Here is a 25720-nt window from a genome sequence, read left to right as displayed (position 1 = left end):
TATAAACTTCAAAGCTTAAAATGAGTAACCGACGCCGCCAAAGATATTAAATCCGTAGTTAGGATAGTATATCCAGGTTTGATAACCTGCGTTTAAAATGTTATTTGCCTTTCCAAATACGGTAATTTGTGGCGTAACCTTGTATTCAACTCCTCCGCTTAAATCGGCAAATGAACTGATTGAACGGTTTGCTGTTAGCAATGCTGTATTTGGAGTAGGTGTGCCCAGCGGCCCCGGTACAATTCCAAACGGCCTGTCATAAGTATTACCGCGGATCAATAATGAACCGGTTATACTTACTTTGTTGTTGATGTGTATGGCGGTACCTGCTGTTAACAAAAACTTAGGCAAGTTCCATGCTTCCTTTTCAGTAGCCATTGAATAATCCTTAAACTCAACACGGCCAAAAATATTTACGTCGTCGGTCGCTTTAAAATCAAGTTCGCCATTAAAACCATTAACACGTGAGCGGCCGTTATCGTAAATCACAATAAATTTATAACCTTCGGCAGTTTGGTTGCTAACTAATAATGGCATGTCCTTTACGCTGTTGCGGAAAACCGATGCCTTAAAGCTTAGACCAGGAGCAAGGGTGCCTTTTAAACCCGCGCTGATATCTAACTGGTCAACCGAGTTTTTAAGCTGGATGTTTTTATCGATGTAGGGGTTGATGTAAGCAAAATCGCGGATGGATGAGCGGTTGATATCTCCCTTAGCTTCCACAAATAACCTTACATATTTAGAGATCACCTGGTACTCTAACTTAGCAGCTGGGAACATATAAAAACGGTTAAAATCGCCAAACTCCTTGGCAATGTTTACACCCGCGTCAATTTTATAATTAGGTCCCTGGAATTTGATGTAAGGGTTTAACCTCAGGATACTGTTGTTTAAGTTATAAAGGCTATCCTTAGGGTTACTCAAATCAACCGAAGCACTTAAACCGGTATAAAACTGTTTAATGGTTTGGTTTAAAAAGCCGGAAATCACGATGTTACTTTCTTTAGCCTGGAAAGCGTTACTAAACGAATAGGCTTTTAATTTAACCGCGTAAGTGAAATCGTTTTCAACATCTTTAAAGTTTTTGGCCAGCTCAACTTCGCCGTTAATATCACTAAAGTGTTGTTTTTGCGGTGTAAACGTTAAGGGGATAGAATCCGGGTGACCGTAAAAATAAACACCCTGGCGTTTGTATCCCACCCGGCCGGTAATCGTGTTTTCGGCATTAATGCTTTTGATGAATACGCCAACCTCATCCTTGCTTTGGGTTTGTTTATCCCATGAGCCCGATTGTGAAAAATGCTTCAGGAAGCCACCAACCTGCAGGGCCTGGTCACGGCCGTTGCCAAAGTAGGCTTCGCCAAACAGTGTTTTTAAACTACCAACACCGGCTTTAACGTAGTTGTTCAATAATACGGAATCCTGCTCGGCTGGTCTTTTTTGTGCATCCAGGTGTTTAATCTCTGAATCCTGGTCTAATTTTTTATCTATGGGGGTATAAACTAACGGCGCTTTAAATGGCACTTTATCTTCCAGATCGGGGTTTCTGCGAATTTTTACAGCATCGGCCAGTACCGGTTTGTAGGCCGTGGTTACTATAATTTCGTCAGATATACTGCCTTGGTTTTGCGGTGTATTGCCATTGCCACCTTTTTTGGTGGTATCCTGATTTACTTTTGCCGCGGCATCGCCAAGGCTTTTTGAGCTATTGGTGGCGACCGCTTTTTTACCGGCGGGTTTTGCAGGTCCTTTTTTTGCAGATGCCTTGGCCGGTGTTTTTGCTTTAGCTGTTTTTACTGTTGCCTTTTTCGCGGGTTTCTTTGTTTGTGCTTGTGCAGGTACAAAGTATAATGCTATTATTAAGGTAAGCAGCGTGTAGGTGTATCTTAAGTTCATTGCTTGTCTTCTTTTTACTATTCTTCGTGATCCTGTTAGTTTGTTTTGGTAGTATCGGCTTTAGCTTTTGTGGTATCTGCCGGGGCTACAGGGGTGGTTTCCTGTATTGCAGCCGGTGCCGATATTTTGCCTTTTTTACCCGAGTTGATGGCTTCCAACTGCTGTTTGGCGGTTGGTAATATTTCGTCATCGCCTTTGTAGTTTTCAATGATACTTTGCAGCGTAGCTTTTGCCTGGAAATTATCTTTCAGGGCCACATAATTATCGGCTAATAAAATATAGGTTTTTGCTATCCAGTAATCATAATTAGGCATCTCCTTAGCCAGGTCGAAACACATTTTTTGTGATGTTTTATACCTGCCTTTTAAATACTCAACCAATGCTACATTATATTTTGCTTCGGCCGCAGCTACTGTTTTGGTATTGGTGATGGTGTAATTTAACTCTTTAATGGCGGCTGTGGTATCGCCCCTTTGCAGGTAGGCTTTACCTGCGTACAAACCGGTACGGAATTTATCTTCCTGGGCTGTTTTATCGTTTTCCCTAACCAGCTTTACATAGCTAAGCGCATCATCCGGCATTTGCATTTCAGAGTAGCACAACAGCAGGTTATTGATGGCGAAGGTATAATCGGCCTTATACTCGGCGTTGGTTTCCAACCTTTTCAGGAACACCACAGCCTCGTTATATTTCTTTTGGCGAATATAAAGGTTAGCCATAGCCAGTAATGATTTTTCGCTGTAAGCGCTGGTCCAGTCGTTCAGGATAAAATTGTAATCAACCACCGCTTCCTGGGTACGGTTAAGGTTGGTTAAGCTTTGCGCCCTTATAAACCTGGCCTGTTTTTCATAGATCTGTTTACCGGGGAATTTATCAAAATAAGCATTAACAGCACCTAAACAGCCTTGCCAGTCGCCTTTTAAGTAAAGGTTATTGGCTGCGGTTATCATAATGCTCTCCTGGTCGGCTGTGGTATAATTGCCAATTGGAGTAGTGCCTGCGTAAGTGATAAAGGTTTGTGCATCACCTTTATCGGTATAAATTTTTTCAATTTGCTTAAGTGATTGTTTGGCCTCATCTGTTGATGAGTAATCCTGTACTACTTTTTTAAATGATTCAACAGCCAGGTCGTCATTACCGGCGTTGTAGTCAATTAAACCAATGGTAACCAAAGCACGCGGTACATAACTGCTGCGCGGATACTTCTGGATCATGGCCTGCAAGTCGGTTTTAGCCCTTTCGCCGTCAGTTTTCAGGAAGTAGGTATAGGCTATTTCAAACGATGCGTCATCGGCATAATCCGAGTTAGGGAACTTGTTCAGTACGTCATTCAACGTGCTGATCTTGGTATCCAACGATCCCTGTAAACCCTGGATCATGCCACGCTGAAACAAGGCATAATCTTCGCCCTGATTATGCATGGCAATAATGCGGTCGTAATATTCCAGGGCTTTGCTGTAGCTTTTCAATACAAAATAGCTATCGCCAATACGGGTTACCGCGTCGTTTTTGGTGCTCTCGTCTTTTACATCACCGGCTAAAAACTTCTCAAAATAATTAGCAGCTTTTTTATACTGTTCGCCATAAAAGGCAGCGTAAGCCAATGCGTAGTTAGCGTAGTTGGCCACATCGGTTTCTTTGGCTTCTGGCATGGCTAAAAACTGCTCAAAGGTTTCTACCGATTCTGTATACTTACGCACCTCGTACATAGCCTCGGCCATCCAATAGGTAGTTAAGGCAGCTGTTTTGCCATCAACCGGGTTTTTAAGCGAGCGCAGAAAAATGCCTATTGCGTTTTCAAAAGCACGTTCGTTATAAAACTCCAAACCACGGTAGTAGGTAACTTTTTGATATGCAATCTGCGCGCTTTCAGATTTATTGGGAATAGGCTCCAGTATATCAACCGCTTCTTTATAGTTACGTGAGTTTAGCAGTTCCTCGCCCAATAAAACCTTCATTTCGTCATTACGGCGCGAGCGAGGGTAGTTTTTAAGATATAAACGGGTGGCTGCTAAAGCCTCGGTATTAAAATCAAGCTCGTAAGATAACTTGGCGTACTCATATAGGGCATCTTCCTGTAACTGTTTATCATAAGTTAACCGTGATGCATTAAGGAACGCGTTTCGGGCGCTTTGTTTATTGTTAAGCTTCAGGAAAACATCGCCTAAGGTATAATTACCATTTTGGCTGTATACATCTTTTTGCTCAACTAACTTCTCTAACTCAACGGCCGCCTGGGCGTAGTTGCCAACCTTGTAAAAGGTGTAACCAATCTGGTAGCTATCCTGCGTGTTTTGGGTGCGGCCCTGGTCGCGGTCCTGGAAACGGCCGTAATACTTAACCGCGTTATCAAAATTCGCCTTGGCAAAGTACGATGCTGCAATAATGCGTAGCATCTCAGTTTCGTTTTGCTGATGGGTGCTGTTTACAATAGGTACCGCGTAATTTATAACATCGTCATAGCGTTTATCTAAAAAGTAAACGGCCGAGATATAGTAAGGATAGCTGTTTTCATATTTCTTTGATTTTTTTAGCCTTTCAAAGTTTACCAGGGCTAAATGGTAATCTTTATTTAAATAGGCTATGTAGGCAAAGTAATAGGTAGCATCCTCGGTAAACTCTGTTTTTTTGGCTTTTACTTCGGCAAAAAGTAACTGGGCGTCTTTATAATTACCTATCGAAAAATAGGCGTAGCCTTTACGGAATTTGTATTCGGTATTATCATGCCCGTTAAGTTCGCCGGCCTGTACCTTATCAAACCATTGTAATGATTTTTCGTAGTTGCCCTGTTTAAAGTATGATTTACCTATCTGGAAATAAGCCAGCTTGGTAAGCGGGTTTTCAGGATGCTCTTTAATGAAGCGCTGAAACATGCTTTCGGCATCATCATTATTTAAATTAAGCGCGCAATAGGCTTCATAGTATTGGCTGTTTTCTTTAACCAGCGACAAGTCTGATTCAAATTGCGGTTGTGTGCTGGTTTTAAGTCGTGATGTTTCAACAAGGCGGAATTGCTCGGCAGCCGAAACATAGTTACCCCTGGTCATCAGGTCAATAGCCGAATGATAAGTGTTGTAAATTTGATTGGACTGATTTTGCTGGGCAAGTGCTGTTGAAGCTATAAAAACGGGAATTAGCAGGGGGATGTATCTTTTTTTGATCATAAAGCGCATACTAACGATGGTGCTAAAATAGCGAAACGAAAAAGCGTAATTCACATAAGTAGTTAACAAATGTTGAAAACACTTTTATTAACGAAGGTAATACTAAAGATGATATGCATGTGGAAAACTTTAAAATTGTTAGCCATTACAGGTCTTTAAAACGATTAAACCGCAAATAATCAATGGTATTTAGTGCGAGCAATTTTTTAGGACGTTAAACGTAATATAATGATATGTTTGTGGCGTAACCAATTTTAAATTATCTATCACATTGATATTTGCAGTAATAAATGGGCTTTTAAATAGAAAGGTGTATTTACTGTGCATTTTGTTTTATCCTTTGTTTTGTAATGCACAAAAAATAAACAGGCCGATTGTTTTAAATGATCAGCAATTTTTGCTTTCATCTAAAGAGTTTTACGTTGCCGGGGTTGTTGACGACCGGGAAGATAGGAGCGCGGTAGCCCGGTTATTGCCGGCAACACAGGTAAATTCTGCTACATCAACTTACGCTATCGATCTTAAAGATGGTGGCTTACCGGCCATCAGGCAATTTATCATCAAAAGCCTGCCGCCCGATAAAGCATTGCGGCCGGTAATTATTCACGTAAAAAAATTAAGGGTTGATGAGGCGTTACAATCTGGTGGCCGTATAGATGGCAAATTGAGTATCAACTTTAGCTTTATGCTCAAAAAGGAAGGCGATGATGTGCATTTGGTTGACTATCGGGGCGGCTCAAATTATACACGCAGCCAGGGTCAGCAAATGGATATTGCCGCATTGTTAAGTAATAGCCTGCAGGGCGCATTGGTTTATTTTAACTCGTGGATGAATAAACAAGCCGACGGTAACATTAAGCTTGCCAAAGGCGTAAAGCTCATTTTTGATAACTATACCGAACAGCCAGAAGGAGATACTATTTATTACTCGGCTAAACGACCATTAACCTGGGCCGATTTTCAGCAAAAGCCGCCTAACAGTAAATACGAGGCGGAAGTATTCCCAAGTTTTGGCTACAACGAACGGGTTGAAATTATAAAAGGCATAGTGAATGTACACCTGAGTTTAAAAGCTTATTTGCCCAAAAGCGCGTGTTGGGTAAAAAGCGATGCCCGTAGCGATTATAGTCTAAACCATGAACAACGCCATTTTGATATCGTGAAACTTGTTGCCGAGCATTTTAAACAGGCGCTGCTAAAGGAAAAGTTCACGGTTGACAATTACGACGGACCTATAAATGTACAATACCTCGATTCGTTTAGCGAAATGAATCAGCTACAGGAAAAGTACGATGGCGACACCGCCCATGGCACCAAGCCCGGCGCACAAAGCGAGTGGAATGTGAGGATTGATAAAGAACTTTCTTTGAGTAGCAAGTAGTTAGTATCAAGTAGTAAGATAGCTGCATTAGTTGCTTGACATTGGAAAGATCAGTATTTTCCCGCCAAAAATCTTACTACTTGATACTAACTACTTGCTACTAAAATTATTTTCATTTATTTTTGAAAGTTTAAAAACTTATCTATATTTGCATATGGAATTGGCAGAAGCAAAGCTAAAGTTTATTGAGGCCTGGGGGAAGTTGGGATCGGAGTGGGGCATTAACCGCACCATGGCACAGGTACATGCTTTGCTGTTGGTATCGCCCGAGGCTTTAACTACCGAAGAGGTAATGGCCGAGCTAAGCATTTCCCGCGGTAATGCCAACATGACCTTACGCGACCTGATAGACTGGGGCCTGGTTGAAAAGCAACACAAAACAGGCGAGCGTAAAGAGTTTTTCTTTGCTGAAAAAGATACCTGGGTAATTGCCCGCAAAGTAGCCGAGGAACGTAAAAAGCGTGAGCTTGACCCTGTATTGAAGATCCTGGGCCAGTTAACGGAGATTGAAGGCGACGAAAAAGACCCCGCATTTAAAACCTTTAAAACATCGGTAACTGATATTAATAAACTTGCCAAAAACGTAAACAAAACTTTAGATACCATGCTAAAGGCCGAAGAGAGTTGGTTTTTTGGTTCGATATTTAAAATATTCAAGTAATATTTTTTTGATTTAAAATTTCATTTTTTCCTGAAAATTCAATAAATAATATACATATAAAAATCAAACGGTCATGAACTATTTTATTTTAACTTACCTTGTTTACCTTGTGGTAAGCATTGCTTTAACAGTATGGGTTGCCAAAGTGTTATTTAAAAACGGGCGTATTTTTTTGGTTGATATATTTCACGGCAACCAGGAACTGGCCGACTCTGTTAATAAACTGCTGGTTGTAGGGTTTTACCTGGTTAATATTGGTTACATGAGCCTGTCACTTAAAGAAACCGGCAGCATCCCCAACGTGCAGGTTGTAGTTGAGGTGCTGAGTTATAAAATAGGGTGGATTATTCTCACCTTAGGAGCTATGCACTTTTTAAACCTCGCGGTATTTTTCAAATTGCGTAACCGGGCTAAACGGGATAGGGCTTTTAATATCAATATTGAGTAATATGCGATAGCGCATAAATAACAAAGCCGTTTTGTTTTAAGCAAAACGGCTTTGTTGTTTTATTAAACTTATGCAGCGGCGTTCAATTGTCTTTTAATACTTCTTAGCAACACATCTATATCAAAGGGTTTGGCTATAAAATCATCGGGACTACCTTTTTCCTGTTTAATTTTTGCAATATCATGACTGGCGGATATCATTATCACAGGAATATCATGAGTTTCTTTGCCCAGCTTTAAATGTTTGCATAATTCGCGGCCGTCTAAACCTCCAAGCATGATATCAAGCAAAATCAAATCGGGCTGATGATGCCTGATGGTATTAAACAGGTTGTGGCCATCAGATAAAGTTTCCACTTCGTACCCCGAATCTTCAAGTATGTATTGTAAAACCTCCAATATGTCGTTATCGTCGTCCACCGCTAATATTCGCCTCATAAGTATCATTCTTTAGTATCTTCAAATAGGTGTTTAATAATAGCATTTGAACTACAAATACCATTATTAAACATTCGGATATTTATACACAAATGTTATACCAAATTTAAATATAAGTGCTTTTAGGGCAAATTGATGGTTGTTATAGGTGTAATAATGTATAAAACAAGAAAAATACGGTTGCGTAATGCAGGCCGATAAATTAAAGTGTAATAAACAAAGTACAGTTTAATTAGCTTCCCTGGCTGGTAATGATGTAGCTGGATTTTTTACATTTAGCGCAGAAATACTTTTTAATTGGTAAAAAACCTAATACATTTTTAAAGAACCAGCTTCTGTGCATCTGGAAATGAAATGGTGCGCCGCATTTGGAACAATAATATGATTTCCTTGGTTTAACTTTTGGTTGATCGTCCACTATCAATAAATAAGGCGACCAAAATACAACATACCAATAAGAAAAACGCGTTTTATGTTGTAAATAGGCTAATAAGTTATGGAATGGATACTATTAGGTTAATTATTTAATAATAAATTAACCTAATATGTAGCGCTTCCTTTGACAACGATAGCATATGTATCTTTTCAACGGTAAAAAAAATAAAATATTCTTTGCAAAAAAGCCTCTGGGTATTCTACTGTCAAGTTCTGTTTTACAACTTCGGCAAATAGCTTTTTTTCTGACAATTGCCTTGAGGCTGTCTCCGGAGTTTAGTGGTAGTGTCATAATACAATCAGGGGTTTATTGTATTTATTCGTTTTTAATTAAACAAAGATAAAAATATTGCCAATATCTTAAAGGGTCGCTTTAATAATTAGGTATTTTAATAAAATTGAAGTGTTTATTGATGAAATTGGCAAAAAAATGCTATCGCAGGCCTGTTTTTTATATACTTGTCAATTTCCTTTAATTATAATGGCTATTTATTAGCTTGTACATGCTAATTTGACAATGCCAGGGAGCGTTTTGGATATTGAAAATGGTTGTAGTTAATTAGTCGTAAGCTATTTTATAAGGTTGTTAACTTTTTCAACAAGTTCTGTAAGGTCAAAAGGTTTATTGATAACCCCATCGCAGCCATAATTTAACAGGTGGTGGTCGTTACTTAAATAGGCCGAGAATATGATAACAGGGATATTACCAAAGCGGGGGTGTACTTTAATGCTTTTGCAAATTTCGCCACCATTTGTACCGGCTACCCGGTAATCTAAAATAACAAGATCAGGATTGAATTCTTCAATTAAAGGAAGTACCTCGGTGCTGTTTGAGGTGCTGCGTACCTGAAATTGTTCATATGTGAGCGTTTCATGAACAATTTCTAAGATATCCCGGTTATCATCCAATACTAAAATACGTTTTGACATAAAAAAATGAATAAAATGAAATAGCCTAAAAAGTATTTAAGTGCAGTTGATGAAATTAAATAATTACCTGATAAAGTTTGACCTTATAATTTATCGAATAAATAAGCGTGTAAAAGTACGGATTTTTTTTTTGAGCTTTTTATAAAAACATGCTTTATAATCGCTATTTTTTTGTTATAATTAAAATATTGTTAAAGTATAAAATTGTTTTATTACTTGTTTTGCTTTTTTAATTTTTAATTAATGATTGCTATGGAAGGGCAATTTATTTCAATGCATTAAAGGAATTAGTAGTTAAAGACTCAAACTCAAATTTTGTTATTACTTTAGGCAAAAACAAATGGCTTTCGCCGGCCCTTTATCAACAGTAAATTACAGCTTAACATAATGGCACTATTAACTATTCTCATTTGTATTATCCTGCTTGTTTTGTTGGTTAGCTGGGGTAAGGTAAATCCCTTTATCGCCTTTCTTATTGTATCAATTATTGCAGGTCTTATGTTGGGCATTCCTATAAACAAGGTTACCTCCTCGGTGCAAAAAGGCATGGGTGATATTATGGGATCATTATTGATCATCATTTGCCTTGGTGCCATGTTGGGTAAGCTGGTTGCTACCAGCGGCGCGGCGCAAAAAATATCAGAAGTATTGGTTAACGCTGTTGGCGAAAAGCATATACAATGGGCATTGGTTACCGCCGGGTTTATCATAGGCATTCCGCTATTTTATGGTATTGGCTTTGTGCTCATGGTACCGCTTATATTTTCGGTTACCTATAAATACAAGCTGCCGGCGGTGTTTATTGGCTTGCCCATGCTTGCTTCTTTATCTGTAACCCACGGCTTTTTACCGCCGCACCCCTCGCCATCGGCACTGGTGGTGCTGTTCCACGCTAATATGGCAACTACCTTTATATATGGGTTTATGATAGCTATCCCTGCTATTATACTTGCCGGGCCGGTGTTTGCGCAATTCCTAAAAAAAATCCCTTCAGAACCTTTAGCAACCTTCAGGGCCGAAGAGTTGCCCGCCAATAAATTACCGGGCGCTGCAAATAGCTTTTTTACCGCATTGTTGCCGGTTATGCTGTTAATGCTTACCGCGTTTTTTCCTTACCTGGGTATTAAAGATAAACAGATCCTTAGTTTGGTTGCTTTTTTGGGCGATCCATCCATAGTAATGCTCATAGCCCTTATAGTAGCCACGTTTACATTGGGTATTAAACAGGGTAAAACAATGAGCCAGTTAGCCGTTAATTATACCGATGCTATTAAAGATATCGCGCTTATCCTGCTTATTATAGCAGGCTCGGGGGCTTTTAAAGAAGTATTAACGGCCAGCGGCGTTAGCGGCCAAATAGCCAATCAGCTGCAAACTTTTAACCTGCCGCCTTTGGTATTGGGCTGGGTTATAGCAGCTATAATCAGGATTAGTCTGGGCTCGGCTACGGTGGCTGGCCTTACCGCCGCGGGCATAGTAACGGGGCTGGTAACTCAGGGGCATGTTAACCCCAATTTAATGGTGCTTTCCATTGGCGCGGGCAGCCTGGCGTTTTCGCATGTGAATGATTCGGGTTTTTGGCTGTTTAAAGAATATTTTAACCTCAGTATTAAAGATACTATTAAATCCTGGTCGATGATGGAATCGTTGGTTTCTATCATCGGGCTTGCCGGTGTATTAATTATAAACCAGTTTGTAAAGTAATTTGCGATGAAAAAAATAACCAGGTGGGTGCTTGCAATAGCTGCATTACTGTTTTTAAGTAAAGTTAACTACGCACAGGAAACTGTTACGGGCAGCTATTATACTTCGTTTGATGGTACTAAGATCTATTACGAAGTTAAGGGTGATGGCTTTCCTGTTTTGCTCATTCACGGCTTTTCAGGAACGGGGCAGGGTTGGAAAAGTGGTAAGCTTTATGGCGATCTGTTAAGCGCTGGTTATAAAGTGATCATACTTGATCAAAGAGGAAATGGCCGGTCTGATAAACCCCATACCGATGCAGGTTATGCCAACGATGCCGAAGCAAAAGATATTATGGGGCTGGCAACCGGCCTGGGTATCAAAAAATATAATGTAGTAGGATATTCGCGCGGATCTATCATTGCCTCTCGCATTTTGGTGTTAGATAAACGCGTACAAAAGCTGGTAATGGGCGGTATGGGCGATGGTTATACCAATCCTGAATGGCCAAGGCGGGTACACGCCTATAAAGCATTAATGGGCGATACCAGTTTTCATGATGTGGATGGCATGGTAAAATACATTCATAGCAATCCCGCGTTTGACGTGCCGGCATTGGCATTGCAGCAAAAATATCAACCGTCAACAAGTCCTGGGGTATTGGCTAAGGTTAAAATTCCGGTATTATTGATAGATGGCACCGATGATCATGACAATGGCTCCGAAACTGCTTTAAATAAAATGATAGCCGGCTCAAAACTCATGTACGTACCCGGCGACCATAACGCTGCATCTAAAACACCGGAGTTTTCGACCGATGTGCTGGCATTTTTTAAATAACCAATCTGCGTTGTTATCAAATACTGTATAGTAAATTAGTCATTATAGCTATTAGTCAACCGGAATTACCTGGCTGTAAATCTTCTTGAACTATTTTAAACATGGTATTATCTGCCCAAAAGATACCTTTTTACCTTTTATTGACGTTATGTTCATATAGCGGTGTGGCATTTGCATAGGTGTTTGCAGTTACATTTTTTAACACTTATCAGATACATTCATCATGAAAAAGCTAATCATATTTGCGTGTTTGTTTTTTGCACTCCTGCTAACGTTTGCATCAAACACCCAGGCGCAAACCACGCACAAAAAAGGAATAAGTTCACAAGGTAAAGGTGCCATTATAGGTGGTGCCGGCGGTGCCGTAGTTGGCGGCCTTGTTGGTCATAATGTTGGTGGTGCCTTAATTGGTGGCGCAATTGGTGCCGGCGGCGGTTACATTATTGGTAACGAAGCACGCAGGGCCAAAGAGAAAAAAGAACGTGCCCGTCGCATTGCATGGCGCAGGGCACATCCGGTGCACCATCGCCCGTACAGTAAAACTACCACGGTAACTACGGTTAAATATCAATAAGATATTTTCAATAAAAAAACAGGCCCGCGTTAGCAATAACAGCGGGCTTTTTGTTACCTTAAGGCTTTAACGGGGCAGTTTATCAGCATTATGAAAATTTGATCTGTAAACGCTTAATGGTCAATTTATTCGTTATAAAGCAGGTTGTAACACTTGTACATAGTTTTGTAATATATAATGGGTAAAACATTTATAGCATTAGTTTTCTGCTTATTTCCATATGCTATAATGGCCCAGGTGAGTATGCCTATTGCTGATACTGCCAAACGGTTGAACGATACCATTCCGCAGCGGGATCTGATCGATATTTTCCGGTCGGTATTTAATGTAAAGCCACGCAAGGTATCCCCATTGGAAAAAAAGAAATTTTATTTTTCTTTTCTGCCCATATCATCGTCAGATGGCCGAAGTGGTGGCCGGGCCTTGTTTACATCAACTACCGCTGGTTTTTACCTTGGCGATGAGGCTACCACAAATCTATCGAGTTTTACATTTACGCCATATTTTAACCTGAAGGGTAGGTATGGCTTGCCAATCCGATCCAATATCTGGTTAAATAATAACCAATGGAATATTATAGGCGATACTCGTTTGTTGGTGTACCCGCAATATACCTGGGGACTTGGCGGCAAGCAGCCCGAGTATCACAAATTTTTAGTAAACTATAATTATGTGCGGTTTTATCAAACGGTGCTTAAAAGAATCAAACCTTATTTTTATGCTGGGGTAGGTTATGCCCTGGATTATTATGAAGATATAGAAAGCAGGGGAAACGATAACCTGCACAACTTTACCGGTTATAAGTATGGCACAGCCACAGATAAGGATGCTTTTTCATCGGGAGCTACACTTAACTTATTGTATGATACCCGCAAAAACTCAATAGACCCGCTGCCAGGTGTTTATGCCAATGTATCCTATCGGTTTAATACAAGAGTGTTGGGCAGCCATACCAACTGGCAATCGTTATACATTGATGTGCGTAAATATGTAGCGTTAACCAATTCGGGGCCTAAAAATGTGCTGGCATTTTGGTCGTTTTATTGGACGTCGCTCACTCCCGGAACCCCGTACCTTAATTTGCCCAGCCTGGGTTGGGAGCCATACCAGCGATCGGGCAGGGGCTTTATACAAAACCGCTATCGCGGGCAGCGCCTGGCCTATTTTGAAACGGAATACCGTAGGGATATTACCCGGAACGGCTTGCTGGGTTTTGTGTTGTTTACCAATGTCAATTCGGTTACCGAATCTGATATGAAATTTGCTTACTGGCACCCTGCCGGTGGCACCGGCCTTCGTTTTAAGTTCAACAAAAAATCGGGAACGAATATTGCCCTTGATTACGGCGTAAGTAAACACTATTCGTCAATAAACCTTAATTTAGGCGAAACGTTCTGAGGAATTAGTTCATGGTTGATGGTTCATAGATCATGGCCGTTTCTACTGGTTAAATAGGTTTATCATCTATTCTTCTGCCATGAACTATCAACCATGATCCATGAACTAAAAACTATGACCAAAAAACGATATTTCTTCCTCATCATTATACTGGGTTCGCTTACGGCTTTGGCGCCGTTTTCTATTGATATGTACCTGCCGGGCTTCAAGGCCATAGCCAAATACCTGCATACCAGTACCGATGAGGTGGCGCTTTCTTTATCAAGTTTCTTTATTGGCATTTCGGCAGGGCAGCTGTTGTATGGGCCTTTACTGGATAGGTTTGGCCGTAAAAAGCCACTTTATTTTGGTTTATGCCTATATATTTTAACATCAATAGGTTGCTTTTTTTCAAGCTCGCTGGAGATGTTGATCGTAATGCGGTTTTTCCAGGCGCTGGGGGGCTGCGCTGCCAGTGTTGCCGCCATGGCCATGGTACGCGACCTTTTCCCGGTAGAAGATAACGCCAAAGTTTTTGCCCTGTTGATATTGGTGTTAGGTGCATCGCCTATGCTGGCCCCAACAGCTGGCAGCTATATTACAGCAAATTTTGAATGGCAGGTGATCTTTTTGATCCTCACCATTATGGCCGTATTGATATTGCTGGCTGTTATTTTCTTTTTACCGGAAAGTTATGAGCCCGATCCATCATATTCGCTCAAACCCTTGCCCATCATTACGCATTTTATCACGGTGTTGAAAGACCCGCAATTTTTTACCTATGCCATAAGCGGCGCCTTTGTATTTGCAGGTTTGTTTGCCTATGTGTCATCGTCGCCCATTGTGTTTATCGAAGTTTTTAAGGTAAGCGAGAAAAATTTTGGGTGGATCTTCGCCGGCCTATCAGTTGGCTTTATAGGCTCAAGCCAGGTAAATAGTCAATTGGTAAAACATTATAAAAGCGAACAGATAGTTAACGTGACCATGTTTTGTATGGTAATCATCTCCGCCATATTTTTAATAGGTTCATTTAACGGCTGGTTTGGTATGGCGGGTACTATTGCCATGATATTTGGGGTGTTATGTTGTGTAGGCATCTGCAGTCCCAATACCTCGGCATTATCACTTGCGCCGTTCACCAAAAACGCGGGTTCCGCATCGGCCTTAATGGGGGCATTTCAAATGGCTATTGGATCGTTGGCATCGGTTGGCATCACCTTAATCAAAAGCCAAACCACCCTGCCAATGGCGGCGGTAATGGCGGCATCATCTTTAATTGCTTTTTGCGTGTTATTTATTGGTAAAAGGTTTATTAAGCATAAAGTAGATGCTAATAGTGATGTGGTTGTGATGCATTGATTTCAGTTTTTGAGCTAAAAAAAGTCGTCATTATAAGTTTTAAGAACCGGCCGCCTCTGAAGGGGAAAATGACAGCATTAAGCTATGTCATTGCTTCGTACCTACCCATGACGTTTTTTAAAAAACGTTTATCATCCTGAACGTTTGAAGGATCTTCTTCGTTAGAAAAGTCTGCAATTAGCAGGGCGAAGAAGATCCTTCGTTCCTACCCATGACAAGTCCACCATGTCATTGCGAGTAGCCACCAGGCACCTGAAAAAAATAGTGATGACATCGTTAATGCGCTTGTGTAGAGACGCAATATTTTGCGTCTCCCGCGTGCAAATGCAACACGCAAATTTAAAATCTCACAAATCCGCTCTGTATAGTGGGAGACGCAAAATATTGCGTCTCTGCAAAAAATATATCTGATAATCAATAACTTACATGAACGTTATTATAAGGCACGAAGCAATCTCATGCTCTACAGGGCGAATCTGCACAGTTCGCGATTGCTTCGTTCCTCGCAATGACATAGCTTTATATTGTCATTTCACCTTCAGAATTTCGCGAAATTTTACAACTCAGGATGACAAACCTTTACATCATTTCCCCCTTCAGAGGCGGCCGGTTTTTAAAACTTATAATGACATGATGGGTTTGTCATGGGTAGGCATCGCAAACCTACACACCTCAAGGTTGCTGATTTAAAGATCACATTGACTCCGCTTTTACTTCATCTGCACATCTGAAATCCGCACACCTGCACATCCGTTTACACCAACACCTCATCTATTATCCCAAACTCCTTGGCCTCGCTGGCTATCATCCAGTAATCCCGGTCAGATACTTCGTACACTTTTTCGTAGGGTTGGCCGCTGTGTTTGGCAATGATCTCATATAGTTCCTGTTTTATTTTGAGTACCTGGCGCGATGCTATTTCAATGTCAGATGCCATGCCTTGCGCCCCGCCAGATGGCTGATGCAGCATTACTCTTGAGTGCCTGAGCGCTGCGCGTTTGCCTGCTGCACCGCCGCACAATAACACCGCTCCCATAGATAGCGCTATGCCCGTGCAAATGGTAGCTACATCGGGGCTAATGAAATGCATGGTATCATAAATGCCCAGACCTGCGTAAACTGATCCGCCGGGCGAATTGATATACATCTGGATGTCCTTTTTGGCATCTGTTGATTGCAGGAAAAGCAGCTGTGCCTGTATGATGTTGGCTACATTATCGTCAACAGCCTGACCCATAAAAATGATCCTGTCCATCATCAGGCGCGAAAATACATCCATTTGGGCTACGCGCATTTCGCGCTCTTCAGTAATATAGGGCGTCATAGCGGTTGGCAACGCGCTTTTTTCGACCCCCGAAATGAAACTATCTACCGCCGAACCGGCAATAGCATGGTGCATGACCGCATATTTGCGGAATTCCTGTTTATCGATATTCATGAAAATTGTGGTTTGTGGTAAACCCGGAGGGCTTACCTGTTTAAAAATATCCGGGCTATTTTTTGCCTGAAACTGAGGTGTTTTGTGGTATTAAATAATTGTTGATGCACAGTTTCAATCTCCTGTTTTAGCTGTTTACGGCCATATTGCTGTACCAGGCTGTAAGCCTGCTGCTGTGCAGGTACGTTAACCTGTAGGGTATCGTCAAGCAATAGTTTGGCATCAAACAGCAGGGCATCGGCAGGTTGCTGTTTTTTATGCAGATGGGCTTCAATGGTGGCTATATTATTTAAGGAAGTCCTCATATGTTAATGCTTGTTGTTTAACCGTTTCCCTAATCTTTTCAATGCATTTATACTTTTGTACTGTTGCAGATCGTACGCCCGAAAAACCAAATGTTTGGGCCACCTCTGTCATTGGCAATTTATCGTAGTAAAAAGAACGTAACAGTTCCATACAGCGTTTGCCGGCGGTTTCTAAAAAATTAAGCAGTTTATTTTCGTCGGGGATAGCATCGGTTTCTGAAGGGATATTAGCCGTAAGGTTTTCGTCAATAGGTGATGATTGGCTGCTTTGTTTATAGCGTTTGATCCACAGGTAGCGTGCCGTGCCGTAGATATAAGCGCCATCGCTGTTGTTAACGGATAAGCCGGTTTCGGTTGTTTTTTCGTAATAACTGAGCAAGGCATCCTGGAAAACATCCTTAGCCTCATCAAACGAGCCGCCACACCGGGCCACATATTTGGCTACCGCAGGGAATACTTTTTTGTACAGTGCTATAAAAAGCTCCTGTCTTTGCCCGGCCTGCTCCTGTAATTTAACTGTATCCATTGTTTACTGTTTATTACTTAGTGTAATTTAGGGAACATATATCACCTTTTTTTGATAAAATATTTTTGGAGGGGAGAATGGAGGCTTAAATTATCGTAATATGTTATTACGAGCAACAGAATACGCGGATACTAAAGGTGAAATAATTCGTTCGTACCCATGACAAATCCGCCATGTCATTGCGAGGCACGAAGCAATCGCATGCTTTACAGGGCGGATCTGCACAGTTCGCGATTGCTTCGTGCTTCGCAATGACATAGCCTTATATTGTCATTCCCCGCTTCACAGTCCGCAGATTTTAAAACGTACGGCAATGACATAGCTTTATATTGTCCCTTTACCCCGCCATTTCAATCACCAGCATCACGGCATTATTGCTTAAGGCTTCCATATCGGCTTCCTGCAAATCCCATAGTGCAAGGCCGTCGCGTTCATGAAGTAAGCGGCCTTGTAGCTCAAACGCGCCGGCAATTACAAAAGCGTAGAATAACGAATCGCTGTTTTTAAGGTGATACAATACATCGGCCCTGCCTGCAAACTGGCCTATGTGGATACTAAAAGGCAATTTGCTATAGTCGGGGGCCACACAGATCAGCTCATTTTGTTTATCTGCGAAATCGAAATTAAAGGTTTGATCAAAAAAAGGAAATACATCAGCTTTAGCCTTTATCTGGATGCATAAAAAATTCACCCAATCATTAGGGTAGGGGTTGGTAAGCTCAAATGCGTCGCCGCTGGCTGCATAGTTGATAAATACTTCACCAACATCGGTCACTGTGGTTTTATGTTGGGCATTTGTACTTAAAAGCGCACCGGTTATGGGGATGATAATTAAGTAGCAGGCATTTTGAATAGTTATGCTAACCGATTTGCCCGCCGCCAGGATCTCGTCATTAAAAACTTCCAACGGACCAAACGGTTTACGGTTTTCATTAACATAATGCCCGTAATTAAAACTGCTGAAGCGCCTTGAGTTTTCATTTTCAGCAATTCCCCGCTGGTCGGCAAGGAAGATTTGTCCCGGTGAAAGCTTTTCCATTTTATTGCAAATTTTTTATGGTGTGAATATTTACGTAGGGTTGTAACTGGAACAGGTTGCTTAACATCTCTTCATCGATGATCGCTGCTGGCTTATGATCAGATACCAGTAAAAAGTTATCTACTGTATCATGCCAAAGCAATGAATCGGTGTAAAAGTTAACAGCTACCTGGTGTTTGGTTTTATCCAGGATATCCGAGTTAATGATCTCAAACTGGAAGCGGTTAAACTTTAAAAAGCGCTTGCCAACATTGTTCAAAATATCGGGCACAATGTTGGCAAACTGCTGTACGTAACCGGTAATAGCCGGCATAACCATACCCGCTATAGCCTGCGCGTTAGGTACATGCCTTAGCAGGTCGGCATAGCTGGTGAATGCCGTGCCACCACTATAGTTCTGCGCCTGCATTTTAAATTCCATGTACGATGCCTCAAACACCAGCTTATCCCATTGTTTGGCGGCATTTATGTCGATGATCTTTCGGTAACACAATGTAATAACGCGGTTGCTCATAACGTATATTTGATGTTAAGCAGGCACACTCATGCTTATTGATAATGCGAATCCAGCGGTTGTACTGCCGGTTATGGTGGCCAGTTCAAGGGCATAGCCATCGCTAAATACACCATCGGTTGCGTTATAGGTATAGCCTGTCATCCCTTTGGTGTAACCTGCAACTGCAGCCAGTGCAGTGCCGGTACCTTCAGGGAAAGCGATTTGGGTAACCTTTAATGAAGTACCTGCCGAGTTATAAACATGTACGTGAATATGCGTGGCACGACCAGTGTACCAACCCGGAAAGATAGATGTGAAAGTTACCAGGCCGTTCGCGTCGGTTGTTTGCCTGCCACGTAAAAAATGTACAGTAGTATAGTTGGTAGCCTGGGTGCCGCTGCCGCCGTATTCAGAATAATTGCCTTCGGCATCACAATGCCAGATATCAACCAGTGCACCCGATAGCGCATTACAACTGTTATTGCTGTTGTTAACGGTTATTTTTACAGTAAGGGCATAACCGGTGCGACCATCGGTAATATCGCTGCGCACATAGGATGCTGGTGTATGTGTTGGGTATGGACCCTCTGTTTCGGTTTCAATAACGCTACAGCTGGTTGTGCTGCCCGAGCTTGTTGAAGTACTGGTGGTTGTAGTAGTTGTAGGGCTTGTGGTGTCTTTTTTGCAGGCTTCTACCAATACAGATGTTGATACTGCGCCAACCATCAGGCTTTTTAAAAAGTTTTTGCGTTCCATAATCTTTGTCTCCTTTTAGTTTGTGTTGTGTGATGTGGGTTACTGATTCAAAAGTAATTGGCACCTATATATGGAAAGAGCATGTGTCGTTAAGTGATCGGTTTGTGTCGACGAACGTCCATTTGAACCCCAAATGCAAGCTTAATATCAAATCAAACAATTCGGTACAAAAAATATTTATATTGGGCGTAGCAATCTATTTACCCAGGGGCGGTCTATGAAACAAATTCTCCGTATAAAATTTTTACTGGTAATCATCACTTTACAGGTATTTTTAGGGTTGCAGGTTAGTACAGCGTTGGCCCAGTTACGTACCCCCAGGTTTGATGATGATATCATGATCGATCTGCAGGATCACCGCACGCCAGAGCAAACCGGCTTTTTCCTGTTTGTGAGTAACCACCTTATGTACGGTAATGTAGGTGTACCCGCCGGGCTTTTAGCCGGAGGGATTATTACCAATGATAAAGCCATGCGGCAAAACGCGTTGTACGTTGCGGGCAGTACAGCCATTTCTGCCGGGCTTACCGAAATTATTAAACACCTGGTTAAACGTCCCCGGCCATTTTTACAAAACATCCATATTACGCCGGTTTATCGCCCGGGTAATTATTCATTCCCATCGGGGCATAGTTCATCATCATTTGCCACGGCAACGGCCTTATCTATGGCTTATCCCAAATGGTATGTAATACTGCCGGCATATTTATGGGCAGGCTCTACCGCTTATTCCCGCATGTACCTTGGGGTTCATTACCCAACCGATGTGGCTGCCGGCGCAGGGTTGGGAGCGGCAAGCGCATTGCCTTTGTTGTTTTTGAAGAAGTAGAGGAGGTTATATATTTTTTATCGAGGTATTTCTATTGATTTTAGTATATTGCTTTTAATATTATTAAAAACCTAAACCAACATTCAAGCAATGGAAAATTCTGCGAATAAGGAAGAAGCAAAAGACTCGAAATCTTTTAAAGATTCAGCTTATGATAAACTTAAAGATATCTTCCTCGATAATTTAATAGACGACAGAGCTATAAAGAAAACCAAAAGTGATAAAAGGTTGGAATTAATTCAGGCTTTAGCCATTGCTGGATCCGATCCTGCCATATATGATTCATTATCAGGCAATGAATTGGATAGGAATCTAAAAAAGCAATTTGGAATTACTTTCCTCGTTTTTACAGCTGTTTTCACAATTGCATCTTATTCAATTATTGTTTTAAATGCAAAGTATGATTGGTGCATATCAGAAAAAGCAATTGCTGCCTTGATTATAGAAATTCCTATTCAATTCATAGGGATACTTTATATAGTTGCACGGAATTTATTCCCAAATGAGAAATCGTCGATAGGGGGGCTCAAAGAAAAAAAAACTAATTAACCATAGGTTGCTTATGTTATTTGGTGTATTTGGATATATCCGCCATCTGCACATTTGTAATCTGAAATCTGCACATTACCGCATTGTACTCGTCAACATCTTGCCATCTTCAAAACATCTCAGGGCTTTAGTTGTAGAAACAACAGTATCCTGACAGTTAAAAAACAGGCAATTTCCGTATACTTGCCTGTTTTTTCAGATTTTGTGCATTTATGAGATTAAAAAGTAACGCGGTTATAACGGGGGTTGGTGGTTTTGTTCCTGATAATATATTGAATAATAGCGATTTAGAGAAGTTGGTTGATACCAACAGCGACTGGATAGTTTCAAGAACAGGAATTAAAGAAAGGCGGATTTTAAACGACCCATCACTGGCCACCTCAGATATGGCCGTTGCTGCTGTAAAAAATTTGCTGGATACAACCGGTGTTACCGCTGCAGAAATTGATTGTTTAATTATTGCTACATCAACACCAGATCACCTGCTTTTATCAACAGCCAGCATTGTTTGCGATAAGCTTGGTTTAAGTAATGCCTGGGCTACCGATGTTAACGCGGCCTGCAGTGGTTTTTTATATGCCTACACGCTTGGTGCCAGTTTGGTGGAAAGTAATCGCTACAAAAAAGTAGTGGTAGTAGGTGCCGATCAAAACAGTGCCATCATTAATTATAAAGACCGCAATACCTGCATACTTTTTGGCGATGGTGCCGGTGCCGTTTTGTTGGAACCAACCACCGAGGATATTGGCCTCATAGATAGCGTTTTTAAAACCGACGGCCACGGCCGTGAATATCTGTTGGTACCGGGCGGCGGTTCAAAAATCCCAGCTACGGTCGATTCGGTTACCGCTAACCAGCATTACATTCGCCAGGAGGGAAGGGTTGTATTTAAAGCCGCCATTAAGGGCATGACAGAAACCTGCACCGAAGTTTTAAAGCGTAACAATATGACCATTGATGATGTTAGCTGGCTGATACCACACCAGGCTAACTACCGTATTATTCATGCCGTAGGCGAAAACTTGGGTTTGCCCGAAGAACGTGTTAAAGTAAATATTGAAAGATACGGTAACACCACAGCCGCGACTATCCCCCTTTGTCTTTGGGATTTTAAAGACGACTTTAAGCACAACGATAACGTGATCTTTACCGCCTTTGGCGCCGGCTTTTCATGGGGTGCAACCCTGCTGAAGTGGGGCACATTAAGGACGGTGTAAAGCATTCAGCCATTGGGTGAAGGTCCCATGATGTCATTGCGAGGTACGAAGCAATCGCATGCTATACAGAGCGGTTCTGCATAGTTCGAGATTGCTTCGTACCTCGCAATGACATTTTTATAGTATTCCCCTAAAACATCATCATGACCACAGACGAAAGAAAACAAGCGGCCGAGACACGCATTTTTAAAACCGTGTTCCCTAATAATACCAATCATTACGATACCCTTTTTGGTGGTTCGGCCATGGCGATGATGGATGAAGTGGCCTTTATAACCGCTACCCGTTTTACCCGCAAAAGAATGGTAACGGTATCATCAGACAGGATCGATTTTAAACGCCCCATCCCCGCCGGGACTATTATTGAACTGGTAGGTACAGTATCTCATATAGGTAATACCAGTTTAAAAGTATTGGTAGAGATCTTTATAGAAGAAATGTATTCCTTTGTGCGCGAAAAAGCTATCACCGGCACATTTACCTTTGTTGCTATTGATGAGCATAAGCACCCGGTTAGTGTGGTTTAAAGCGGCTGCCAAATGCCAATAAAGCGTCATATATTGCATATTTAAAGCCAATTATGTTTTATAATTTAGTAGCTCATCAATCCGTACATAGGGTTTATGAGCTACTAAATTAGCAATCGCATTAAACGTGAATATGGCTATAGATAAAACAAACAAAAGACGTGACTTTATTAAACAAGTTGGCCTAACCGCGTTGGGTACCATTGCGGCTCCATATGCCTTTACTGCGCCTTTATCAAAAGTATTTAAAAATGGGGGCAGTGCTAAAACCATTCTTTTTCAGGGCGATTCGATAACCGATGGGGGCCGGTCATATGATAAGGACTGGAACCATATTATGGGGCAAAGTTTCCCGTACTTAATTTCCAGTAGGTTATGGTTTGATCATCCCGATCAGCAAATAATGTTTTTAAACCGTGGTATCAGCGGCCATACGATAAAGGATCTGCAAGCCCGCTGGCAAAAGGATACGTTAGATTTAAAGCCCGATATCCTGAATATCCTGGTTGGTGTAAATGATGTTTACCATGTAATCCATAACCTTAACCCCAATACAACCGAGCAGTTTAAAACAGATTATGACGCGTTGCTAAGCCAAACCAGGGCCGCGCTTCCTGATATTAAACTGGTACTTTGCGAACCCTTTATATTGCCGGTTGGCCAGGTAAATAATGATTTGAAACGCTGGCAGGACGAAATTGCACCCAGGCAGGCGACAGTAAAGCAACTTGCGCAAAAATATAACGCCGTTTTTGTGCCCTTACAAAGCATTTTTAATGCGGCGCTAAAAAAAGCACCGGCGGATTTCTGGATCTGGGATGGTATACACCCCATGCCAGCCGGGCACGAATTGATGGCCAGGGAATGGATTAAAGCGGTAAAAAAGAATTACAGTTTCCCGGCTTAATTAAACCGCAAAAAGCTGCCCAATATCTTTAAAGGCTTTAAACTCCAGCGCGTTGCCCGATGGATCTAAAAAGAACATGGTAGCCTGTTCGCCGGGTAGCCCTTTAAAGCGGATGTAGGGCTCAATCACAAATTTAATGTTGTGACTTTTGAGTTTAGCCTCCAAAGCCACCCAGTCTTCCCATTCCAATACTACACCAAAGTGTGGTACCGGTACGTCGTGGCCATCTACCGGGTTAAAATGGTGTTTGGCTTCTTCGGCAGGCTTGGGCTTCAGGTGAATCACAAACTGGTGACCGTACAGGTTAAAATCTGTCCAATGGGTATCACTACGACCTTCGGTGCAGCCTAAAACTTCGCGGTAAAATTTGCGGGCTTCTTCCAGGTCATAAACCGGAACAGCCACGTGGAATGGGGTTATCTTGCTCATTGCCATTAGTGTATTCCTTTGCGTTTTAATAATCCTCCGGTGGTATCGTCCACGCTTTGCTGTACAATGAAGGCTTTAGGGTCTATTCGTAAAATGGTTTGTTTAAGTGAGGGGATCTCCAGGCGGGTTGCTACCGTAAAAACAATATCGCGAGGGTCGTTCACATGGCCATCCTTGCCGTAACCGCTTTTGCCCTGGTAAATGGTTACCCCACGGCCAAGCGTAACGGTGATGGCCTTACGGATAGCCTCGCTATGCATGGATACCACCGTTATGCCCGAGTATTGCTCAATACCATTTAATATAAAATCGATCATTTTGGCAGCGGCCATGTAGGTAAGTATAGAATACATGGCAGGCTCGATCCCCAGGAAAAATGCTGCCAGGCCAAAAATCAAAACGTTGAGCAGTAAAATAAAATCGCTTACTTTTAGGAGTTGTGTTTTACGGCTGATGAGTACGGCCGCTACTTCGGTACCATCAAGTACCGCACCGCCACGGATGGCCAAACCGCTGCCTGTTCCTATAAAAACGCCGCCAAACACAGCGGTAAGCAGCTTATCATGCGTTACATCCGGAAAATGGATCACCACCAGGCTAATGGATAGCAATGCAATAGCAGCTGTGCTTTTAATGGCAAAATACAGCCCCAGTTTTTTATAGCCCAACCAGAGGAAAGGTACATTGATTACAAAAATAAGTACCGAAATGGGGATCACAGAAAGATCGGCTACCAGCATCGAGATGCCGGTTACGCCGCCATCAATAAAATGGCTCGATAACAGGAAGCCTTTAAGGCCAAAACCGGCCGATAAAATTCCCAGGCCTATGGATACGGAGTCTTTTACTATCTTCATTACCTTCATGCCCAAATATAGGGGATAAGGATTCTAAAATTAAACTCCAATATGGCTATTGGGGATTATTACTGCAATTTGTATCTTTAATAAAAATATAGTTATGATAATCGCTGAAGTCAAACTGCCCGAAAAAGATGCTGAGATGATTTTGAAAGTAATTTCAAAATTGGGAGGGAAGGTAAAAGTAATAGACAATGAAGCGCCTAAATTATCCGCTGCAGGGAAAAAGGTAAAGAGGGAGCTTGAAGAAGCTTTTCGCGACATAAAATTACATCAGGAAGGAAAAATTAAATTAAAAACAGCTCAGGAGTTACTCGATGAACTCTAACATAATTATCCTTGCTGACTTCGAAAAGGACTTGAAGAGATTGGCGAAAAAGTATCCATCTTTAAAGAGTGATTTTGCCGATTTACTCAATAAATTAAAGGCCGATCCTAAACTTGGCACTCCAATCGGAAAAAGCTGTTATAAGATTCGTTTATCAATAACAAGTAAAGGAAAAGGTAAAAGTGGAGGAGCAAGGGTAATTACTCACTTGTTAGCCAATATTACCGATGAAACCCTTTACTTGCTTAAAATATACGATAAAGGTGAACAGGAAAGTATAGGCGAAACCGAACTCAAATATTTATTAAGGATTATAAATACAAAGTAAC

27 protein-coding genes are annotated in these 25720 nt (G+C 41.5%); 15 read left to right on the top strand and 12 right to left on the bottom strand.

Going from position 1 to position 25720, the window contains the following annotated elements; all coding sequences use genetic code 11:
- Positions 1-15 precede the first annotated feature (15 nt).
- Complete coding sequence (locus FHS10_RS11905; protein ID WP_259090785.1) at positions 16-1896, bottom strand: hypothetical protein; 1881 nt, start codon at positions 1894-1896, stop codon at positions 16-18.
- Positions 1897-1931: 35 nt separating this feature from the next.
- Positions 1932-5060 carry a tetratricopeptide repeat protein gene (locus FHS10_RS11900; RefSeq protein WP_259090784.1) on the bottom strand — a complete coding sequence of 1043 codons (3129 nt, stop codon included), beginning with the start codon at positions 5058-5060 and terminating at the stop codon, positions 1932-1934.
- Positions 5061-5457: 397 nt separating this feature from the next.
- On the opposite strand from FHS10_RS11900, the gene FHS10_RS11895 reads away from it, so the two are divergent.
- From FHS10_RS11895 to FHS10_RS11885, 3 genes are all read left to right on the top strand, one after another.
- Complete coding sequence (locus tag FHS10_RS11895) at positions 5458-6441, top strand: hypothetical protein (protein WP_259090783.1); 984 nt, start codon at positions 5458-5460, stop codon at positions 6439-6441.
- Positions 6442-6595: 154 nt separating this feature from the next.
- A complete protein-coding gene (locus FHS10_RS11890; RefSeq protein ID WP_259090781.1) occupies positions 6596-7102 on the top strand; it encodes a GbsR/MarR family transcriptional regulator in 507 nt (168 codons plus the stop codon).
- Positions 7103-7175: 73 nt separating this feature from the next.
- Entirely contained in the window at positions 7176-7550 is a 375-nt protein-coding gene (locus FHS10_RS11885; RefSeq protein ID WP_259090780.1) for a hypothetical protein, read from the top strand.
- Positions 7551-7618: 68 nt separating this feature from the next.
- On the opposite strand, the gene FHS10_RS11880 is transcribed toward FHS10_RS11885, so the two are convergent.
- Positions 7619-7987: a response regulator gene (locus FHS10_RS11880; RefSeq protein WP_259090779.1), complete on the bottom strand. Its 369-nt coding sequence runs from the start codon at positions 7985-7987 to the stop codon at positions 7619-7621.
- 1005 nt (positions 7988-8992) lie between these two features.
- Positions 8993-9352: a response regulator gene (locus FHS10_RS11875; RefSeq protein ID WP_259090777.1), complete on the bottom strand. Its 360-nt coding sequence runs from the start codon at positions 9350-9352 to the stop codon at positions 8993-8995.
- Positions 9353-9739: 387 nt separating this feature from the next.
- Here FHS10_RS11875 and FHS10_RS11870 point away from each other — a divergent pair, with 387 nt between their 5' ends.
- The 5 genes from FHS10_RS11870 (at position 9740) to FHS10_RS11850 (ending at position 15185) form a co-directional block, all read left to right on the top strand.
- Entirely contained in the window at positions 9740-11056 is a 1317-nt protein-coding gene (locus FHS10_RS11870; RefSeq protein WP_259090776.1) for a gluconate:H+ symporter, read from the top strand.
- Positions 11057-11062: 6 nt separating this feature from the next.
- The gene (locus FHS10_RS11865) at positions 11063-11875 is read left to right on the top strand and encodes an alpha/beta fold hydrolase (protein WP_259090774.1); all 813 of its coding nucleotides are present in this window, start codon (positions 11063-11065) and stop codon (positions 11873-11875) included.
- A 223-nt stretch (positions 11876-12098) separates the two neighbouring features.
- A complete protein-coding gene (locus tag FHS10_RS11860) occupies positions 12099-12449 on the top strand; it encodes a YMGG-like glycine zipper-containing protein (RefSeq protein ID WP_259090773.1) in 351 nt (116 codons plus the stop codon).
- 177 nt (positions 12450-12626) lie between these two features.
- Positions 12627-13847, top strand: coding sequence for a BamA/TamA family outer membrane protein (locus FHS10_RS11855; RefSeq protein ID WP_259090772.1), 1221 nt, complete (start codon positions 12627-12629; stop codon positions 13845-13847).
- A gap of 114 nt (positions 13848-13961) precedes the next feature.
- Positions 13962-15185, top strand: a complete 1224-nt coding sequence (locus FHS10_RS11850; RefSeq protein WP_259090770.1) for a multidrug effflux MFS transporter — start codon at positions 13962-13964, stop codon at positions 15183-15185.
- Between the two features lie 754 nt (positions 15186-15939).
- Here the strand turns inward: FHS10_RS11850 and FHS10_RS11845 are convergent.
- The 6 genes from FHS10_RS11845 to FHS10_RS11820 form a co-directional block, all read right to left on the bottom strand.
- Entirely contained in the window at positions 15940-16623 is a 684-nt protein-coding gene (locus FHS10_RS11845; RefSeq protein ID WP_259090768.1) for a ClpP family protease, read from the bottom strand.
- 32 nt (positions 16624-16655) lie between these two features.
- Positions 16656-16928 (bottom strand): hypothetical protein, encoded by a 273-nt coding sequence (locus tag FHS10_RS11840; protein ID WP_259090760.1) that lies wholly within the window; start codon positions 16926-16928, stop codon positions 16656-16658.
- A complete protein-coding gene (locus FHS10_RS11835; protein WP_259090758.1) occupies positions 16909-17454 on the bottom strand; it encodes an RNA polymerase sigma factor in 546 nt (181 codons plus the stop codon). The genes FHS10_RS11840 and FHS10_RS11835 overlap by 20 nt, the downstream gene beginning before the upstream one ends.
- 337 nt (positions 17455-17791) lie before the next feature.
- Complete coding sequence (locus FHS10_RS11830) at positions 17792-18493, bottom strand: pirin family protein (RefSeq protein WP_259090756.1); 702 nt, start codon at positions 18491-18493, stop codon at positions 17792-17794.
- Between the two features lies 1 nt (position 18494).
- Positions 18495-19007: a hypothetical protein gene (locus FHS10_RS11825; protein ID WP_259090755.1), complete on the bottom strand. Its 513-nt coding sequence runs from the start codon at positions 19005-19007 to the stop codon at positions 18495-18497.
- A gap of 15 nt (positions 19008-19022) precedes the next feature.
- The gene (locus FHS10_RS11820; RefSeq protein WP_259090753.1) at positions 19023-19745 is read right to left on the bottom strand and encodes a dioxygenase family protein; all 723 of its coding nucleotides are present in this window, start codon (positions 19743-19745) and stop codon (positions 19023-19025) included.
- A gap of 217 nt (positions 19746-19962) precedes the next feature.
- On the opposite strand from FHS10_RS11820, the gene FHS10_RS11815 reads away from it, so the two are divergent.
- From FHS10_RS11815 to FHS10_RS11795, 5 genes are all read left to right on the top strand, one after another.
- A complete protein-coding gene (locus tag FHS10_RS11815) occupies positions 19963-20574 on the top strand; it encodes a phosphatase PAP2 family protein (protein WP_259090751.1) in 612 nt (203 codons plus the stop codon).
- Between the two features lie 90 nt (positions 20575-20664).
- The gene (locus FHS10_RS11810) at positions 20665-21123 is read left to right on the top strand and encodes a hypothetical protein (RefSeq protein ID WP_259090748.1); all 459 of its coding nucleotides are present in this window, start codon (positions 20665-20667) and stop codon (positions 21121-21123) included.
- Positions 21124-21335: 212 nt separating this feature from the next.
- A complete protein-coding gene (locus FHS10_RS11805) occupies positions 21336-22340 on the top strand; it encodes a beta-ketoacyl-ACP synthase III (protein ID WP_259090746.1) in 1005 nt (334 codons plus the stop codon).
- A gap of 143 nt (positions 22341-22483) precedes the next feature.
- Positions 22484-22867: an acyl-CoA thioesterase gene (locus FHS10_RS11800; RefSeq protein ID WP_259090744.1), complete on the top strand. Its 384-nt coding sequence runs from the start codon at positions 22484-22486 to the stop codon at positions 22865-22867.
- A gap of 133 nt (positions 22868-23000) precedes the next feature.
- Entirely contained in the window at positions 23001-23774 is a 774-nt protein-coding gene (locus tag FHS10_RS11795) for an SGNH/GDSL hydrolase family protein (protein WP_259090742.1), read from the top strand.
- On the opposite strand, the gene FHS10_RS11790 is transcribed toward FHS10_RS11795, so the two are convergent.
- Positions 23775-24203 (bottom strand): VOC family protein, encoded by a 429-nt coding sequence (locus tag FHS10_RS11790; protein ID WP_259090739.1) that lies wholly within the window; start codon positions 24201-24203, stop codon positions 23775-23777. It abuts the gene before it with no gap.
- Between the two features lie 5 nt (positions 24204-24208).
- Positions 24209-25060 (bottom strand): YitT family protein, encoded by an 852-nt coding sequence (locus FHS10_RS11785; RefSeq protein WP_259090737.1) that lies wholly within the window; start codon positions 25058-25060, stop codon positions 24209-24211.
- 103 nt (positions 25061-25163) lie between these two features.
- Between FHS10_RS11785 and FHS10_RS11780 the strand changes: the two genes are divergently transcribed.
- Positions 25164-25391: a hypothetical protein gene (locus FHS10_RS11780; protein WP_259090735.1), complete on the top strand. Its 228-nt coding sequence runs from the start codon at positions 25164-25166 to the stop codon at positions 25389-25391.
- Positions 25381-25719 carry a hypothetical protein gene (locus FHS10_RS11775; RefSeq protein ID WP_259090734.1) on the top strand — a complete coding sequence of 113 codons (339 nt, stop codon included), beginning with the start codon at positions 25381-25383 and terminating at the stop codon, positions 25717-25719. The genes FHS10_RS11780 and FHS10_RS11775 overlap by 11 nt, the downstream gene beginning before the upstream one ends.
- Position 25720: the final 1 nt, after the last annotated feature.

The organism is Mucilaginibacter dorajii (genome assembly GCF_024808255.1).
GTDB classification, from domain to species: domain Bacteria; phylum Bacteroidota; class Bacteroidia; order Sphingobacteriales; family Sphingobacteriaceae; genus Mucilaginibacter; species Mucilaginibacter dorajii.
The sequence above is the reverse complement of the archived record's forward strand: the minus strand, read 5'-3'. Positions and strand labels throughout refer to the sequence as shown.